This is a genomic window from Microcoleus sp. MON1_C1, from assembly GCF_036701945.1.
Lineage (GTDB): Bacteria > Cyanobacteriota > Cyanobacteriia > Cyanobacteriales > Microcoleaceae > Microcoleus.
In genome coordinates this window covers 116,396-132,807 of record NZ_JAUBRO010000017.1, presented here as the reverse complement: position 1 = coordinate 132,807, position 16,412 = coordinate 116,396, and the positions used below count along the sequence as shown (strand labels likewise).

Sequence of the window (16,412 nt, the reverse complement as noted above, 5' to 3'; positions counted from 1 at the left end):
ACAATCAGTTGACGTGCCATAACTTATCACCTCTAAACAGTATCTTTATTCTATGCAACTTCATGTAAAATTGGTATAAGGATTGGGCTAGTTGTCGATCGAATAATTGAGTTGGATTTCTTTGCTCAACCCAACCTCCAAAGTGGTACTAATCGAAATTGAGTGAAATACAGCACCTCGGTAAGGACACAACAATGTTGTATCCCTACTGTGTTGTAGGCAATTGACAATTGCTATATTTATTTAGGCTCGTAAATGCTTAACGCTTTGGTTTCTTTACATCAACAGTTTTCGGCTTAGCCGCCGGAGTGCGCGGATAAAACTTAAACTTATTGAGCGCAGCACTTGCCGATTTAGCCACACCGCTATCTATATCTCGCAAAGCTTTTTGTAGCAGCGGAATCACTTTTTCAGACTTAATCATTGCTAGTGCTTCCACAGCAGCTTGGCGCACCTCCGGCTGAATATCTTGAGCTAATTTTCCCAAGGTTTCTATTGCTCGCTGACCTTCGGCTCTCACAGCATTAGCAGCAGCCATTTTACCTAAAGCAGACGCTGCAAACTTGCGGGTTTCTTTGTCCTGACTTTGAACACATCCCATCAACTGCGGTAGGGAATAGCTTGGTGCTTGTCTGGTAATTGGAACCTGCTGTTGTTCGACTGCTGGTTGATGTAAATCAATTGGTTGTGGTTCCGAAAAATCTGTGTAATTTAACTCTTCTTGAACTTCTGTTTGATTTAACTCACTTGACTGTTCCTGCCAAACTTCTTCTTGTGGTAAATAATCTCCAAATTCTGTGGGATTTAACTGACTGAACTGCTCCTCGGGGACTTCTTGTTGTTGTACATTACTCTCGTACTGCTCTTGCAAAGACCTGATAGTAGCTTGCATCTGAGCTTCGTGCTCTCTCAACTGCTCGTGAGCCGCTTGCAACTGACTCTCGTATTGCTCTTGCAAAGCCTCCATATTTAACTGCATCTCAACCTCTCGGTTCTCATATTCCTCGGCAATTTGCCTCAATCGAATTTCGTGTTCATCTTGCAGGTTTTGCAAATGTTGCTCCATCTGAGCTTGATAATTTATATGCAATTCGTCAGCAACTCTGAGTAAATGATGTTCGTGTTCTGCTTGCAAAGATTGGATATTTTGCTGCATCCTAGCATTGTTAGCGGCTTCTAATTCCTCGCTGATTTGTCGCCGCAGCTCGTACTCGTCTACGCTGGCAACTGGTTGGACCTGAGTGTCGCGTTCGGCCAAAACTTGTTGGAGCTGACTGTCACGTTCTGCCCGAACTTGTTGGAGCTGATTTTCATATTGAGCTGCAACTTGTTTGAGCTGGTTTTCGTATTGGCTAGTAACTTGTCTGAGTAAATTTTCGTGTTCGATAGTAGCTTTTCTAAGCTGATTTTCGCGTTCTTGTTGCTGAGATTCGACAGCTTGTCGCACCCGAGACATCTGAGCTAATTCTATTTCTTCACTAATTCTGCTAGTTTGCTGCAAGTATTCTTGTTTTTGCTTGTTTAAGCGCTTTTCCACTAACCAGTAAGCAACTGCTACCCCTGCCAAAAAACCTACGATCGCTCCTATGATACCCACAACTGAGATCCTCCCGACAAAATAGTGATGCTGGACTTTTTACATTTAACCATACAGCCTCCTGTAACCGCCCAGTAGCAACAGCCAGCCTGTCACTGCCAGCCAGTGAACCGCCACCGCAGGCCAGATAGAACCGCTTTGCAGGTATGCGATGGAGCACGCAACTCCCAAAATTGCCGCCAGTAGCAAAAACACTGGATTCATAAAGGTCGATCGACCAACCGGGTAAAAAGTCAGCGCGTTCAGCGGGTGGTAAACTACAAAAACCGCCAAACTCGCGCATCCCCAAAACCACAGCGTTAACCCAGAAGCTTTCTCTAACGGATGTGGCAGCATTAACACCCGGAACAATAATTCCTCGGTGATGCCGGGACTTAACAAACAGCCAATGAGCACTCCCACAATTGTACGCCGAGAGGTTTGCACGTCTACTTTTAGAAATCCCGACCAAAAACCCACGGAAAGAGCGATCGAAGTGTAAACCAGCGCGAGCATAGCTGCAACCAGCCAATCAGTGAAATCGGGAATAGTTGAAAAAGCTTGGGTGACGCGGCGTATCAGGAATCCCGGCAATGCGTGAAGCGGAGCTATCCCGAAGGGAATCGCACTAAAATTTAACATAATCAAACTGATCCTTAAAATTTTCAAACAGATGTTAGCAGTAAGTTGAGCCGTTTATTATGCAAAACCAATCATTGCCGCCCGTCAGAGTCCGCGTTTTTGTTTCCGGATTAGTTCAAGGAGTAGGATACCGATATTCAACGAGGAATCAAGCAAAGTATTTCGGCCTGGGCGGCTGGGTAAGAAATCTCCCCGATGGGCGCGTCGAGGCTGTCTTTGAAGGCGACCAAAAAGCTGTGGAAGAAATGATTAGTTGGTGCCGCCGCGGCCCCACCGGTGCTACGGTTAGTGAGTTGGTTTTGGAATACGAAGACCCGGATGGCGAGTCCCTACCCTTCACCGAACCCCTGCGGGAAGATAGCTCTGCTTCACGCACTTTTGAGATCCGCCGATAAAACAATAAAGGGAATAATCTGCGGTTGAAATTGCTACTGTAGAAACGATGTCTGCCTTGTATAAGGCAGGCTTCGGTCAGGCAGACTAAAGAATGAATCGCATAAAAAGCGCGAATTTGGTATTGCCAATTTATCAATGATGAGCAAGTTGACTTAGTTGACTTAAATTAGCAAACAACTGAGCAACTTTGGTCAAATCTTTATCTCCCGGCGCTATTTCTACGCCGCTAGAAAGGTCAACACCGTTGAAGTTATTGCCGATCGCGCTATCAATTGCATTTAAAATATTATCGGGTGTTAAACCGCCCGCCAGCAGCCAAGGACACTGCGGTCTAAACTCTGATAACATCCTCCAGTCGATCGTTTTTCCCGTACCGCCCAATTGCTCTGGATGGTAAGCATCCAGCAGTAAAGTATCGACACGAACAGCATAAACAGCAGCGCTGGCTAAAGTTTCAGGAGTCTTAACTCTCAGGGCTTTGATAATTTCAATTCCCGGCAAAAACTCGCGCAGTTGATCGCAATATTCCGCTGTTTCATCTCCATGCAACTGCACCCCGCTTAAATTTGACTCTGCCGCTACTTGACAGATATTTTCTATTGTGGTGTTGGCAAAAACGCCGATGCGATCGACATTTTCCGGCAACTGCTCGACAATCAGGCGAATTGTTTCTGGGCTGACATAGCGCGGGGAAGCCGGCACGCAGATAAACCCCAAAGCTTGGGCTCCCAAGCGGGCGATCGCAATTCCTTGGTCTAATTTTGTGATTCCGCAAATTTTAACCCGCACTCTTCCTCCTCGGTTCCGCAGTTGTATCAAAATATCAACGAATTGTTAACTATTAAAACAAATCTTAGTTTAATGCAAACCGCTTTTTATAATCGTGGAAATCAATTTATCTGTGAAATCAGGAGATAAGAACGTGATCGACTCATCTTTGCTGTTAGCCGTACAATCTACCGCTCCCTCAACACCCGAGTGGTCGCCAATGGTAGGACTGACAATGATTTTATGTAATTTGCTGGCGATCACGATCGGCTACTACGGGATAAACAAGCAAAACCGAGGCAAGGGCCCAGCTTTACCCGTTGCACTCCCTGGAATGTTCAAAGGCTTCGGCGTACCAGAATTGCTGGCAACAGCCAGCTTCGGCCACTTGCTGGGAGCCGGAGTAATCTTGGGCTTGGGTAGCGCCGGAGTTCTGTAAAAATCAGGGGAAAGGCAAAGGCAAGGGGTAGAAAAGATATAATAGAAACTCTTTCTTGCTCTCCTTTCCCAGGAAACTTCATGCAGACAGGTTGGCGAATCGGCTCTTTATTTGGCATCCCCCTACTTATAGATTATTCGTGGTTTATAATTTTAGCCTTAGCAACCCGCGAATACGCCAGCAGTTACCGCCTGTGGGGGCCTGCGCTCTCCTGGAGTGCAGGATTGGCAATAGCTCTGCTGCTGTTTGCTTCCGTGCTCTTGCACGAACTGGGACACAGCTTGGCGGCGATATCGCAAGGTATTAAAGTTAATTCTATTACCTTATTTTTATTTGGTGGAATGGCATCAATCGACTCGGAATCAAAAACTCCGGGTCAAGCTTTTCAAGTAGCCATTGCCGGTCCTCTAGTCAGCTTTGCGCTGTTTTTAATCCTCGGTTTGGGTTCTCAAGTTCTTCCCCCGAAAAGTTTGCTAGCAATTGTCACCGAAAGGGTAGCACTAATCAACCTCGTTTTGGGATTATTTAACTTAATTCCCGGTCTGCCTTTGGATGGAGGACAAGTTTTAAAAGCAGCAGTTTGGAAAATCACCGGCTCTCGATTTACCGGCGTTCGCTGGGCGGCAAAAACAGGACAAGTTTTAGGTTGGCTGGCTGTTGCTTTGGGTCTGAGTTTATGCTTTTTAGCGCGCGACTACGGCGGCTTGTGGATTGCGCTGATCGGCTGGTTTGGCATTCGCAATGCCACTGCTTATAGCAGATTGACTTCACTGCAAGAAGCCTTGGTTAAAATTAAAGCCAGCGATGCGATGAGCCGCGAGTTTCGAGTTGTAGATGCAGATTTGACTCTGCGAGAATTTGCCGATCGCTATTTGTTAGAAGTCAATCCGTTTCCATTTTACATTGCTGCGACCAACGGTCGGGATTTGGGCTTAGTGTCGATCGACGATATCCGCTTCACAGAACGCAGTCAGTGGCCAATTCAGACTTTGCACAACATTTTGAAACCCCTCGGAAAAACCCCCACAGTCTCCGAAAAAGCATCCATCGCAGAAGTAATTAACAGCATGGAAGCCCGTCAACTCCCCCGAATCATCGTCCTCTCGCCGATTGGTTCAGTAGCGGGGACGATCGATCGGGGCGACGTGGTTAAAGTTTTGGCAAAATACCTCAAACCCCAGATTTCAATCGCCGACATCAAGCGCAGCAAAGAAGAAAACAGCTATCCGCAGGGATTGCAGTTAAGTGCGATCGCCAAAACCGCCCAGGAAAATTAAAAAGGGGGCATAGGTAAGGGGCATTAGTGATAAGTTAAGATGTAGTAGAGCTTGTCACTGAGGCTTCAAACAAAAATTATTATGCCCAATTTTTTAAAAAAATTTCATCATAAATTGGGGGAAGGAGGTTGGAAAAACTTAACTCATTTCTTCCCCTTCCCTGACTTGCAACCTCTTGCTATTATCTGGATTGTCGTGACGGGAACTCTATTGGGAGTGCGGCAGTTAGGCGGGTTTCAGCCACTAGAATTAAATGCTTACGACCTCATGGTGCAGTTGCGGCCAGATCCGGACCCTGACCCCAGGTTGCTGGTAGTAACAATCACCGATCAGGACATTAATACTATTGAAAAATGGCCAATTTCTGATCGCACTTTAGCAAAAGCGATCGCAGAAATAGCGCGTCTTGATCCCACAGCTATTGGCATAGATATAATTCGCAGGACTCCCTACGAACCGGGGAATGCAGAATTAGTCACTCAATGGAAAAACCCCAAAGTAATCCCCATTACCTTCATCGGCAGCTCTGAGTCCGAGCGAGTGCCACCACCTCCCAATATACCAGACAAGCGAGTAGGATTTAACGATGTAGTAGTCGATCCAGACCGTATAGTGCGTCGCAATTTGATGTTTGCTGGCGATGGTAAAACGACACTGACTTCATTTTCAATGCGGCTAGCTTTGGCTTATTTCAATAGCAAAAAGATAGATGATAAAATAACCGAAAAAAATGAATTTCAGGTAGACAAAACAGTATTTTTAAAGCTGAAATCGAACTCAGGAGGTTATCAGAACATTGCTGACCAAGGCTATCAAATATTGCTCAATTACCGCTCTCCTAAAAATATAGCAGAGACCGTGACACTAACTCAAGTGTTGGAGGGAAAAGTTGCTCCTAAATTGGTGAAGGGTAAAATAGTGCTAATAGGCGTTACAGCCCTAAGTGTCAACGATTTATTTTTTACCCCTTACAGCGCTACTGCAAGCGGAAACCAGCCGATGCCTGGGGTATTAATTCACGCAACGGCCACCAGCCAAATTCTCAGCGCAGTTTTAGATGGCAAAGGGCTATTTTGGTATTGGGACGAATGGCAAGAAATTCTCTGGATCGCTGTTTGGAGTGCGGTGGGTGGCTGTTTAGCTTGGCGGCTAGAAAAATCGCTGAATTTGATAGGAAGTGCGATCGCAGCTTGCGGCTCATTATTCGGATTCACCTTTTTCCTATTCATCCAACAAGGGTGGATACCTCTAATTCCCCCTGCTATGGCACTTTTAATCACCGCAGGAGTCGCAGTCACCTATAAGTACGAGCAGTCGAGGCAACAGCAAGGGATTGTGATGAAATTATTAGGACAACAAACTTCACCCGCGATCGCAAATGCCCTGTGGAAAGAGCGCGTCCATCTGCTCGAATCAGGGTTATTGCCAGGGCAAAAAGTTACTGCTACAATCATCCTCACCGACTTGCAGGGTTTTAGTACAATCTCCGAAAAACTACCACCAGAAGTAGTAATGAGTTGGTTAAATGAGTATTTATCCGCAATGGCGCAAGAAGTCCAAGAACATCAAGGCGTGATTAATAAATTTACCGGAGATGGAATGCTGGCAGTATTTGGCGTACCCATTCCCCGCACCACTCCAGAAGAAATTGCGGAAGATGCTCGCCTCGCCGTATCTTGCGCTCTAGCTATAAGTTCGCGCTTGCCACAAATGAATCAAAATTGGCTCACACGCGGTTTGCCGTCCGCAAAAATGCGAGTAGGCATCTTTACAGGGCCTGTTATGGTGGGTAGTCTGGGAGGCACAACCCGTTTAGAATATGGAGTGATCGGCGACAGCGTAAATATTGCCTCTCGCCTGGAAAGCTGCGAAAAGCATCGGCAAGAGGACACTTGCCGGATATTGATTGCAGAAGAAACCTTTCTGCATCTGGCAGACAAATTTGAAGTAGAATCTTGGGGAGCTTTGCCTTTAAAAGGCAGGGAACAAAAAGTTAATGTATACCGGATTTTGGGAAGGAAAAAGAAATAAAAAGAGAGAATCTATCCCTAAAAAATCATGAAACTAATGAAAATAATTACTAAGTTTATCCTCAATCTGACATCAGTTGGCTCAATAGTATTGATCGCCACACTTAACGCTTCCCAATTTGCAGTTATGGGGGTGCCTCCCAACGTAACGGACATCCCACCCACTCGATCGGGAGGGCCGCGCTTCATTCAGCCCCGTGAAGATATCGACTATCGCCCCCCCACTCAACCGGGACGCCCTGTGCGCGGTGGCTGCGCGAGCATTAGTCAGCTAGGTCTCACAGCCTTAATGCCTACAAATAAGATGGGACGGACTGTTTCCGACTATCCAACGTTCTTTTTCTACTTGCCTAAAACAGAGGCGGAATCAGCCGAATTTATCCTAAAAGATCCAAGCGGCAAGCAAATTTATAAACAGGATGTCACAATTAGCAATTTATCAGGGGTGATCGGCGTTAATATCCCCGCTAACCAAAATCTGCCACCCTTGGAAGTAGGCAACAGTTACACTTGGGATTTTACAGTGATTTGCGACTCTCAAGACCGATCGAGCGATCAAATCGAAAGGGGTACTGTAAAGCGAGTTGAAATCAGTGCAGATATCCGCAGTAAATTAGAGCAGGCAGATCCGCGCCAGAAAACCGTTATTTATGCTGAAAATGGGATTTGGCAAGATGCCCTCAGCACTTTAGCTGCGGCTCGCCAAGCCAATCCTAACGATGCAGAATTAGCTGCTGATTGGGAAAGCTTGCTAGATGCAGTGACATTGGGCAAAATTGCCAAAGAGCCGATCGTTCCAACTCAGCCACAGCCCTAGAAGAGTTTAATAGGAAACGCAGTCATTTCTTGCAATTCTTTGGTTCTACTCTGGCAACGTTGAGTTTGGGCCAGTTGGAGGCGATCGCAAAAGGCGATCGTGATGCCCGTGGAGTGGCCCAAACTGATTTTTCCAATTTATTATCCGGCTCACATTCATGCTCGCAGCTATTAGCTCAAACTTCGGGTCAACAGGGCTCTCCTAGATTTGTGGTGTAAACGGTAGTGTGAGCGTCTCGCTCACGTGCGTAATAAGATGCCAGCACCACGGTAGGTTTTATTTTTACGATCATCTAAAACTTAGGAGAGCCATAGATATATTTATTAAAAATATCCGCTCTCTCTACTCTAGCTGTTCTGTTGTTTGTGCCTGCACACATATATCTATAATACTTTCCAAATTCATTGTCCTTGTTTTTATTTCCTATAATATTTTCTTCTAGTTGAATAAGTAGTTCACGAAGATTATCAGGAACAGTTGCATTATGTCTTGCAATCTCTGCAACTAATGTAAAGAAACTAGATTTTCTAAACCAAATTGAATCCACGGGCAAATTTAAATCTTTAATGATTGCAAAAACTTTAATTATTAAAGATTTAATGTGATTTTTTTGTGGGTATTCATCATTAAACTTTGCAATGAAATTTTCTACTTCTTTGTCTTCGGGGAAATATCCTGTATTTTCCAAAGTAGCCATAATTAGTAAGATAAAATGTAGATCCGCCATCCGAGTAAATTCAGATTCGTGAAAAACACCGAATTCACTGAGATCAATATTATTTAAAACTTCTTTGGCCACCTGAATAAATTGCCCGTTATAAACTGCATTGTGAATTTCTACATCCTCTAATTGAAATTTGGTAAGATTGATTCTTCTAAATATTTCTCTTATAGTTTCATCCTCTACTTTACCTATATCGCGAACAACAATCTGATAATACAAAAATGCTTGCCTCTCTTCTTCACTCAACTCCTCAAATTTCTGAACCTTTTTTAAGGGTTTCTCTTGAACTCCCTCTATATATTTTTTTATTGTTGTTAACCTTTGTTGTCCATCAATAACGTACTGGGTAGTTTTTAACAGCTTCGTATCGATATCTCCTTGGCACACATAAATCTCTGGAAATGGATAGCCTTGTATAATTGTATCTATAAAATCTTCCTGGTGATCGTGAGTCCAAACAAACTTCCTTTGAAAGTCGGGTTTTAAAACTAGCTTTCCCGAGTTGATATTTTGGTAGATATCGGCTACGGTTGGATTAGTAACCGATGGTTTAATTTGTCTTTGCATTTTTTACACCGATGTTTAATGAAGTTTTTAAATCTTTGAAACCGCTGATAGTATAATTTTCAAAACACAAGTAACTTTTAAATACTCCCGCCGACACTTTATAGTTGCCCACTTCAGACTTATTATGAGAGATCGATTGAAAAAAAGCAAACCAATTATTTTTCATGTCTTGTATCTTGAAAGAAGTAGGTAGCTTGTCTGGTCTTATCCATCCTATAGCAACATATTCTAGAAATTTGTGATACATCTGCATTTCTTGGGTGGTTATACTTCGTCGTGATTTTCGTAATTCCATTTGATAGCATCGAATGGATTCCATGATTTCTTCATATAAAAAATTAGAAACAATCGCTACATCAATATCTGAGTCATAATCAAATTGTTTTTCCTTCCGAGGACTAAAGCCTAGTTTAGCTGAACCTGTGATGAACACTTCATTAAAACTAATGTTAAAATTAGTGGCTATTCTTTTTCGGAAATCATAATATTCATCTTCACGGTTTATAAAAATGTATGGTGTCCCATGTAATACATATTTACGACAATAATCAATAAGTTCACCATCGCTTCCCAAACAGTTTAATGAATTCAAGAAATTTTGTAAATCTATCATATTGGACTACACAACAGACTTCTAATTTTAGATTTAAGGTTTATCCTTGCCTACTATTTAGCGCTAGTCGCCCAGCGCAAAGCTTCCGCCTGCTCCTGAGTCAAATGAACCGCTTCCCGTGGCGCACACCCTCCTTGCAACCAAAGCAAACCCATCCATCCCATCCCAACACCGAAACCCAACATCGTTAATAGGATACCCGCCACAACTATTGCACCGATCAGACTACCTTTATATTATATACTTGGCAGTATGTGCCTACAAATAGAGTTTTTTGTGCTAAATTCCAAAATGTCCTGCCATTCCCGATCCGAAAGCGGCTGCACCTCCAAATCAATCTCAAAACACCGACAAGCCGCCGCACTCAAAACATCAATTACAGTTGCAATCAAATCATCTCCCCCTTCATATAGAGGTAATTGCACAGGAATTAATTCCTCCCCAAACACTTGAGAAAACAAACAAACATCTGGCTGCAAACGCATCGAACCGTGCTGCAAAATAGCATCACCCCGCCGCAATTGCGCGCTACCAATTAACTTGCAGCCATCAAGTGTAACTAAATCTGCACCAGTCGCAGTACCAAAACAATTCGGATTGTGAATATAACCCCTTCCAGCTTCCCCGTATTGCAAATCCAAACCCATCGCCCTCCAACCCTCAATCAAAAACTCGCAAATAGTCTGATAAGCTTTCATACGGCTGCTTCCAAATCCCGACGCCACAACTGCATAAGTTAAATCCCCTTGGTGCAACACGGCGCGCCCGCCGCTGGGCCTCCTCACTAACTCCACAGGCATTCCCTGCCAAGACAAATGCTGCCAAAACTCCGGCCACCTGCGCTGGTGGTAGCCCAAGGAAATCGCCGCCGGTTGCCAAGTGTAAAATCGCAGAGTTGGCGGATGTTTGCCCGCTAGATGCTGATCCAGCAGCCATTGGTCGATCGCCATCTGCACGCTACCAGACGCCGAGAGCAGTGGAATTAAACGCCATACAGAATTAGCCATCAGTCCCCAGTTCTGAGTTTCTACTCAATAATTCGCAGAATGTTTTAAAATTAGTAACAGTTTTTTGGGCCTGTCTTCTAAGTTGGTGCAAGTTTCACGCCCGCCGGTGCTTTAGAAATAAATAGAAAAAATAATCGCAGAACCATGAGCAACAGTGTAATTGTCATTAACGACGAAAAATTTGAAACAGAAGTCCTGAAAGCTGAGCAACCAGTGCTTGCCTATTTTTGGGCTACTTGGTGCGGGCCTTGCAAACTGATCGCGCCTTCGGTAGACTGGGTGGCTGCCAACTACAGCGATCGGCTGAAAGTGGTTAAAATGGAAATTGACCCCAATCCTAATACTGTCAAGCAGTATAAAGTAGAAGGAGTCCCAGCTCTCAGGCTCTTTAAAAATGCCGAAGTAGTGCTTTCTCACGAGGGAGCTATTACTAAACAAACTTTGATCGGTTTGCTCGACGCTCACTTATAAACTTTGGAAATGATTCGGGAGTTTTTAACTCCCAACTTACAATTATAGCAATCGCAAATATTTTTTTAATATCTCTCTTTTATCCTCGATCTTCCTTTTTGACTCTACGCCCTCTGCGCTCTCTGCGGTTAGTCAAAAAAAATAATTCACAAACTCAAGAAAAATGCACTATAAAAAATAATAATTTAGCTACTATAAAAATATTCCTTAAAATTCCCCAAAAATACAGAAAATATGCAATTTGCTAAACGTTTAGATCCACTGCAATTTAATGTATTTGCCGATATGGATCGGGCAAAAGCTCAAGCTAGAGCAGCGGGGCAAAATGTGATTGACTTGTCTCTGGGTTCTTCAGATTTGCCGGCGGCTGCTCACATTACAGATGCGATCGCACATTCTCTGTCCGACACCAGCACTCACGGCTATTTGCTATTTAACGGCACAAGAGATTTTCGGGAAGCAGCAGCTATTTGGTACGAGCAAAAATTTGGGATTGCAGTCAATCCAGAAACAGAAGTGCTGCCGTTAATTGGTTCCCAAGAAGGCACGGCGCATATGCCTTTAGCTGTACTCAACCCGGGAGATTTTGCTTTGTTGCTCGATCCGGGCTATCCTTCCCACGCAGGCGGTGTGCATTTAGCCGGCGGTCAAATTTATCCGATGCCGCTATTGGCAGAAAATGCGTTTTTGCCGATATTTGAAGATATTCCGACAGCAGTGCTGGCTCAGTCGAAGATGATGGTTTTGAGCTATCCTCACAATCCTACAACTGCGATCGCCCCGGTTGCTTTTTTTGAGAAAGCTGTGGCTTTTTGTCGGGAACATCAACTTGTTTTAGTTCACGATTTCCCTTATGTGGATTTGGTGTTTGACGATCGCAATTCTCTCATAGAGGCAGAGTCTGGTAACGAGGAAGAATATCGAAAATTGATGGCGCCGTCAATTTTTCAGGCGGATCGAGATAAAAGTGTGGCGATCGAGTTTTTTACACTATCCAAATCCTACAGTATGGGAGGTTTTCGAGTCGGATATGCGATCGGCAATTCCGAACTAATTGCAGCGCTGCGACAGGTAAAAGCCGCAGTGGACTTCAACCAATACCGAGGGATTTTGAACGGAGCGATCTCCGCATTAACCGGCCCTCAAGATACCGTCACAACCAGCGTAGAAACCTTCAGAAAACGGCGGGATGCCTTTGTAAACGCGCTGCAGGGCATCGGCTGGCAAGTACCCGTACCCCCCGCCACCATGTACGTCTGGGCGAAACTGCCGGAACCTTGGGCCCAAGATTCCGTGAAATTTTGCACTCAGCTAGTACAGAGTACAGGAGTCGCAGCTTCCCCCGGTGCCGGTTTCGGGAAATCAGGAGAAGGCTACGTGCGATTTGCCTTAGTCGAGTCGCCAGCAATTTTGGAAACAGCAGTTAGAAAAATTGCTGAGTTTCTAAATTGAGCAAAGTGATATGTGTCAAGTTAACTCGAAACACCCTCGTGAGACTTAAGCCCACCAGACTTGAGCTTTGAGGCAGGGGTTAAAACCCCTGCCGCACTGGGGTTTTGAAGTTTTTGGGCACAGGATGAAGGACACGGCGTTTAAGTGCTTACCCGTAGCTCAAGATGGATGCAATTGCTAAAATAGTGTGATTTCTACCTAAAGGAATAGATATTTGCACGCAGTATCTGTCACAATTTCTTTTAAGAAATGTTAACGTGAGACATCTTGGGAATTACCAGTTCCGCTCACCCACTCTAAAAGTCCTTGAAGTGAATTCTCTCGGGGTAGCGATTGTTCCGTAGCGGCTAGCGCACACCCGAAAAACACCACACTGCCCAAAATTGCAATCAGCGGAAAAGGCTTACCCAGCCCAAAGTCCCGCTGAAGGCGAGCTAACGGTCTGCTCTCGCGCCTGAGCATCTTTCCCACCGTCAGTTGTTTGAGACTAAAAGGATCGCGCACAAAATGACCGCTCCAGCTAATTACCATATGAGAATGGCAGTGGGGACAAGTGAATAGTCCACTGACCATCCCGACTGGGCCTACGACGCTGGAACGGTTGCAGATCGGGCAAGTGACAGAATGAGTGTTATAGGTGGGAGCGTTCATAACTGTTTTTCTTGAGTAAAAAACCAATAACTAATGGGGAGCCTGTGTTAACGCCTAAGGCATAGACCTTTAGAGGCACTTTTCCTTAATTCCTAGTTTACCGCTCCGATCGGGTCGATCGGAGCTCACTGCTTGGGAAAACCTTCAAATTGCCAATCGCGCAACGAGTGCAAGTCTGGAGCACAGGTGAGATTATATTGCAAAGGAGTTACGGTTATTCTGTTGTCGCGAATAGCTTGTACGTCCGTAGGAATATCGTGCGGCACCGCCGAATCGGCGATTTCTTCTACATCTTCTAACAATTCGCCAGCCAGCCAATAATAAGTTTTGCCGCGCGGATCGGTGCGCTTTTGAAATATGTCGAAATAGCGGCGAATGCCTTGACGGGCGATCGCAACTCCGGTAATTTCTGCTTGTGGGACTGCTGGTATGTTGACATTCAACAGCATCGGTTTCGCCATTGGCTGTTTTTCCAACTGTGCCAGCAAGGTGACAGCGAAATCCACCGCCGGCCCAAATTCCTGCGAAGTAAAGCTGGCGAGGCTAAAAGCAATGCTGGGAATGCCTTCCATAATTCCTTCCATTGCTGCCGAAACCGTACCCGAACAGATGATATCCGTGCCTAAATTGGGGCCGTGGTTGATACCGGAAAGAACAAAATCGGGCGGTTTGTCAAGTAAAGCCCACAAAGCAAGTTTCACGCAGTCGGCGGGAGTGCCCGAACAGGCCCAAGCTTGAACTGCGGGATCAAAAATAGATTCGACAATTTCGGCGCGGATGGGTTGGTGCAGGGTAAGGCCGTGGCCGGTAGCGGAGCGCTCTCTGTCGGGACAAACTACGCTCACGTCGTGACCAGCGTCGGCGAGAGCGTTGGCGAGGCTGCGGATGCCTTGTGCAAAGATGCCGTCGTCGTTGCTAATTAAAAGTTTCATTGAAATTTTTATAGGCCTTATAACAATACTAAACTAGATTCAACTACGGCGATCGCTCTAACATCGAATTACCTATTACAAATTATCCGTAACTGTCGAAAATCTAAAATCTAAAATCTAAAATCTAAAATCAACAAGCTGAAGAGCCAAAATTGCGCTAAACTCAACTTGGCCCAAAACAGCCATCAATCTAAAATCTAAAATCTAAAATCTAAAATCAAAATGACTGTCCAGCTAAGCGACATTGAAACTCAACTAGAAACCCTCGGTCAAGAGTCCAAAAGTGCGATCGCCACTGCCAATACCCTCGAACAACTCGAACAGTTGCGCGTCGGGTACCTCGGCAAAAAAGGCCAACTTTCTCAAATTTTAGGCATGATGGGCAAACTGTCGCCAGACCAGCGGCCCAAAGTAGGCGCGATCGCCAATACAGTCAAAGAAGCCCTGCAAGCCGATTTAGAAGACAAGCGCGCCGCCCTCCAAACCGCCCAAATCCAAGCCAAACTAGCCTCAGAAACCATCGATGTCACCATGCCGGGGATTTTTCGCCCCCAAGGTCGCGTTCACCCCTTAAACGCCGTCATAGACCGCGCTCTCGATATCTTTGTCGGCCTCGGCTACACTGTCGCCAACGGCCCGGAAATGGAAACAGATTATTATAACTTCGAGGCGCTGAACACACCGCCAGACCACCCAGCGCGGGATATGCAAGATACATTTTACCTACCAGGCGGCGACTTGCTGCGGACTCAGACATCATCAGTGCAAATTCGCTACATGGAACAGCACAAACCGCCGATTCGGATTGTCTCTCCCGGCCGCGTTTACCGCCGCGATACTGTCGATGCTACTCACGCGGCAGTTTTCCACCAAATTGAACTTTTAGCAATTGATGAAGGTCTGACATTTACTGACTTGAAAGGCACGATTAAAGAGTTTTTGCGGCAAATGTTCGGGCAAGATTTGCCTATCCGTTTCCGCACGAGTTACTTTCCGTTTACGGAACCTTCTGCCGAAGTTGATTTGCAGTGGAACGGCAAATGGCTGGAAGTTTTGGGCTGCGGAACGGTCGATCCTAACGTTCTGAAAGGAGTCGGTTTAGATCCAGAAAAATATACTGGGTTTGCGGCCGGTTTTGGTGTCGAGCGGTTCGCAATGGTACTTTATGAAATCGACGACATTCGCCGGGTTTATGCTAGCGATTTGCGCTTTTTGCGACAATTTTAAACAAGGGCTTGGGGTCGCTTACACCAGCCGTCTAGAGGTCTTGGTCAATGTACATCAATCTTTCAGTTTCAAGTAAGTAAGTACAAATAAACATTACTTGGGGAGAGGGCGGGTTCTGCAACGATCGACTCGCCCTTACTGTAGATAAGCCCTAAAGCCGCCCCTACAAGCCCCTGCAAGATATTATTGTTTTTTTGCGCTTACCTACTTATTTATTGTCTACTTGCCAAAAACACCCTTGATGCTGTCAACAGCGCTCTCGACAGCATTCTTGGTATTATCTACTGCTTTCTGAGTCCGAGCTGAATCTTCCGATGCTCTTTTCTCAATTGTGCCCGCATCTTTCTTAGCTTTGCGCTCTACTACACTACCATCCTCCGATGAGCGATCGACTTTAGCAGCATTTGTCTTGGCAGTTTCCTTAACCTTCTCTTCTGTATCTCGGATGAAGTTCTTGGCTCGTCCAGCATCTTTGCTGGCTTTTTCTTGAACCGCATCGCCCGCATCTGGGTCTGCTGCCATCGAGTTTACAGCAGGAGAAGCCATTGCTGCGGTGTTCGAGAAGAACGCACCAGACCAGACGAAGGCCATCGCACAGACGCAAAGCACAGTTGCAGCGATCGAGCGCCCTAAAGTCGAAAGCCGTTTCGTAAAATAATTCAGTTTCATAGAATACAGAAGAAGATATGACATTCTATTTTTACTCGATCGGAGCGATCGGCGTAACCGTTCTCTAGATAGAGGTTATCCCCCGACGAGCGGTTAAAAAAGTTCAGTCTTTTGATAGATTCAAGCAAGGAATGTCATTCACTTTTAGATTTTA

The 16,412-nt window shown here is 45.2% G+C and carries 19 protein-coding genes; 8 read left to right on the top strand and 11 right to left on the bottom strand.

Annotated features, from left to right (window positions below; all coding sequences use genetic code 11):
• Positions 1–259 precede the first annotated feature (259 nt).
• Together QUA62_RS12245 and QUA62_RS12240 are read right to left on the bottom strand one after the other, a co-directional pair.
• The gene (locus QUA62_RS12245) at positions 260–1,597 is read right to left on the bottom strand and encodes a HEAT repeat domain-containing protein (protein WP_333404279.1); all 1,338 of its coding nucleotides are present in this window, start codon (positions 1,595–1,597) and stop codon (positions 260–262) included.
• Between the two features lie 45 nt (positions 1,598–1,642).
• Positions 1,643–2,218 carry a CPBP family glutamic-type intramembrane protease gene (locus QUA62_RS12240; protein WP_333404277.1) on the bottom strand — a complete coding sequence of 192 codons (576 nt, stop codon included), beginning with the start codon at positions 2,216–2,218 and terminating at the stop codon, positions 1,643–1,645.
• A 59-nt stretch (positions 2,219–2,277) separates the two neighbouring features.
• Between QUA62_RS12240 and QUA62_RS12235 the strand changes: the two genes are divergently transcribed.
• Entirely contained in the window at positions 2,278–2,613 is a 336-nt protein-coding gene (locus QUA62_RS12235) for an acylphosphatase (protein ID WP_333404275.1), read from the top strand.
• Positions 2,614–2,746: 133 nt separating this feature from the next.
• Here the strand turns inward: QUA62_RS12235 and QUA62_RS12230 are convergent, their stop codons facing one another.
• Positions 2,747–3,403, bottom strand: a complete 657-nt coding sequence (locus QUA62_RS12230) for a phosphoribosylanthranilate isomerase (protein WP_333404273.1) — start codon at positions 3,401–3,403, stop codon at positions 2,747–2,749.
• A 133-nt stretch (positions 3,404–3,536) separates the two neighbouring features.
• On the opposite strand from QUA62_RS12230, the gene psaK reads away from it, so the two are divergent.
• The 4 genes from psaK (at position 3,537) to QUA62_RS12210 (ending at position 7,945) form a co-directional block, all read left to right on the top strand.
• Positions 3,537–3,821: a photosystem I reaction center subunit PsaK gene (gene psaK / locus QUA62_RS12225; RefSeq protein WP_333404289.1), complete on the top strand. Its 285-nt coding sequence runs from the start codon at positions 3,537–3,539 to the stop codon at positions 3,819–3,821.
• Positions 3,822–3,901: 80 nt separating this feature from the next.
• On the top strand, positions 3,902–5,098 hold the full coding sequence (locus QUA62_RS12220) for a site-2 protease family protein (protein WP_333404270.1): 1,197 nt from the start codon (positions 3,902–3,904) through the stop codon (positions 5,096–5,098).
• Positions 5,099–5,179: 81 nt separating this feature from the next.
• The gene (locus QUA62_RS12215; RefSeq protein WP_333404268.1) at positions 5,180–7,129 is read left to right on the top strand and encodes an adenylate/guanylate cyclase domain-containing protein; all 1,950 of its coding nucleotides are present in this window, start codon (positions 5,180–5,182) and stop codon (positions 7,127–7,129) included.
• Positions 7,130–7,156: 27 nt separating this feature from the next.
• Complete coding sequence (locus QUA62_RS12210; protein ID WP_333404267.1) at positions 7,157–7,945, top strand: DUF928 domain-containing protein; 789 nt, start codon at positions 7,157–7,159, stop codon at positions 7,943–7,945.
• Here QUA62_RS12210 and QUA62_RS12205 read toward each other — a convergent pair.
• From QUA62_RS12205 to QUA62_RS12185, 5 genes are all read right to left on the bottom strand, one after another.
• Positions 7,942–8,067 carry a hypothetical protein gene (locus tag QUA62_RS12205; RefSeq protein ID WP_333404265.1) on the bottom strand — a complete coding sequence of 42 codons (126 nt, stop codon included), beginning with the start codon at positions 8,065–8,067 and terminating at the stop codon, positions 7,942–7,944. The two genes, QUA62_RS12210 and QUA62_RS12205, sit on opposite strands and share 4 nt — an antisense overlap.
• Positions 8,068–8,237: 170 nt before the next feature.
• Complete coding sequence (locus QUA62_RS12200) at positions 8,238–9,236, bottom strand: DUF262 domain-containing protein (protein ID WP_333404263.1); 999 nt, start codon at positions 9,234–9,236, stop codon at positions 8,238–8,240.
• The gene (locus QUA62_RS12195; RefSeq protein ID WP_333404262.1) at positions 9,220–9,849 is read right to left on the bottom strand and encodes a hypothetical protein; all 630 of its coding nucleotides are present in this window, start codon (positions 9,847–9,849) and stop codon (positions 9,220–9,222) included. The genes QUA62_RS12200 and QUA62_RS12195 overlap by 17 nt, the downstream gene beginning before the upstream one ends.
• 53 nt (positions 9,850–9,902) lie before the next feature.
• The gene (locus QUA62_RS12190; protein WP_333404260.1) at positions 9,903–10,055 is read right to left on the bottom strand and encodes a DUF6753 family protein; all 153 of its coding nucleotides are present in this window, start codon (positions 10,053–10,055) and stop codon (positions 9,903–9,905) included.
• Between the two features lie 30 nt (positions 10,056–10,085).
• On the bottom strand, positions 10,086–10,856 hold the full coding sequence (locus QUA62_RS12185; RefSeq protein WP_333404258.1) for a biotin/lipoate A/B protein ligase family protein: 771 nt from the start codon (positions 10,854–10,856) through the stop codon (positions 10,086–10,088).
• Positions 10,857–11,000: 144 nt separating this feature from the next.
• On the opposite strand from QUA62_RS12185, the gene QUA62_RS12180 reads away from it, so the two are divergent.
• Together QUA62_RS12180 and QUA62_RS12175 are read left to right on the top strand one after the other, a co-directional pair.
• Complete coding sequence (locus tag QUA62_RS12180) at positions 11,001–11,327, top strand: thioredoxin domain-containing protein (RefSeq protein WP_190663385.1); 327 nt, start codon at positions 11,001–11,003, stop codon at positions 11,325–11,327.
• Between the two features lie 234 nt (positions 11,328–11,561).
• A complete protein-coding gene (locus QUA62_RS12175) occupies positions 11,562–12,779 on the top strand; it encodes an LL-diaminopimelate aminotransferase (protein WP_333404256.1) in 1,218 nt (405 codons plus the stop codon).
• Between the two features lie 252 nt (positions 12,780–13,031).
• Here QUA62_RS12175 and QUA62_RS12170 read toward each other — a convergent pair whose 3' ends face one another.
• Both QUA62_RS12170 and surE read right to left on the bottom strand, forming a co-directional pair.
• The gene (locus QUA62_RS12170) at positions 13,032–13,430 is read right to left on the bottom strand and encodes a hypothetical protein (RefSeq protein ID WP_190738972.1); all 399 of its coding nucleotides are present in this window, start codon (positions 13,428–13,430) and stop codon (positions 13,032–13,034) included.
• A gap of 125 nt (positions 13,431–13,555) precedes the next feature.
• On the bottom strand, positions 13,556–14,362 hold the full coding sequence (gene surE / locus QUA62_RS12165; RefSeq protein ID WP_333287776.1) for a 5'/3'-nucleotidase SurE: 807 nt from the start codon (positions 14,360–14,362) through the stop codon (positions 13,556–13,558).
• A gap of 222 nt (positions 14,363–14,584) precedes the next feature.
• On the opposite strand from surE, the gene pheS reads away from it, so the two are divergent.
• Complete coding sequence (gene pheS, locus QUA62_RS12160) at positions 14,585–15,589, top strand: phenylalanine--tRNA ligase subunit alpha (RefSeq protein ID WP_015177077.1); 1,005 nt, start codon at positions 14,585–14,587, stop codon at positions 15,587–15,589.
• Between the two features lie 219 nt (positions 15,590–15,808).
• On the opposite strand, the gene QUA62_RS12155 is transcribed toward pheS, so the two are convergent.
• Complete coding sequence (locus QUA62_RS12155; RefSeq protein ID WP_333404254.1) at positions 15,809–16,282, bottom strand: hypothetical protein; 474 nt, start codon at positions 16,280–16,282, stop codon at positions 15,809–15,811.
• Between the last annotated feature and the right edge of the window lie 130 nt (positions 16,283–16,412).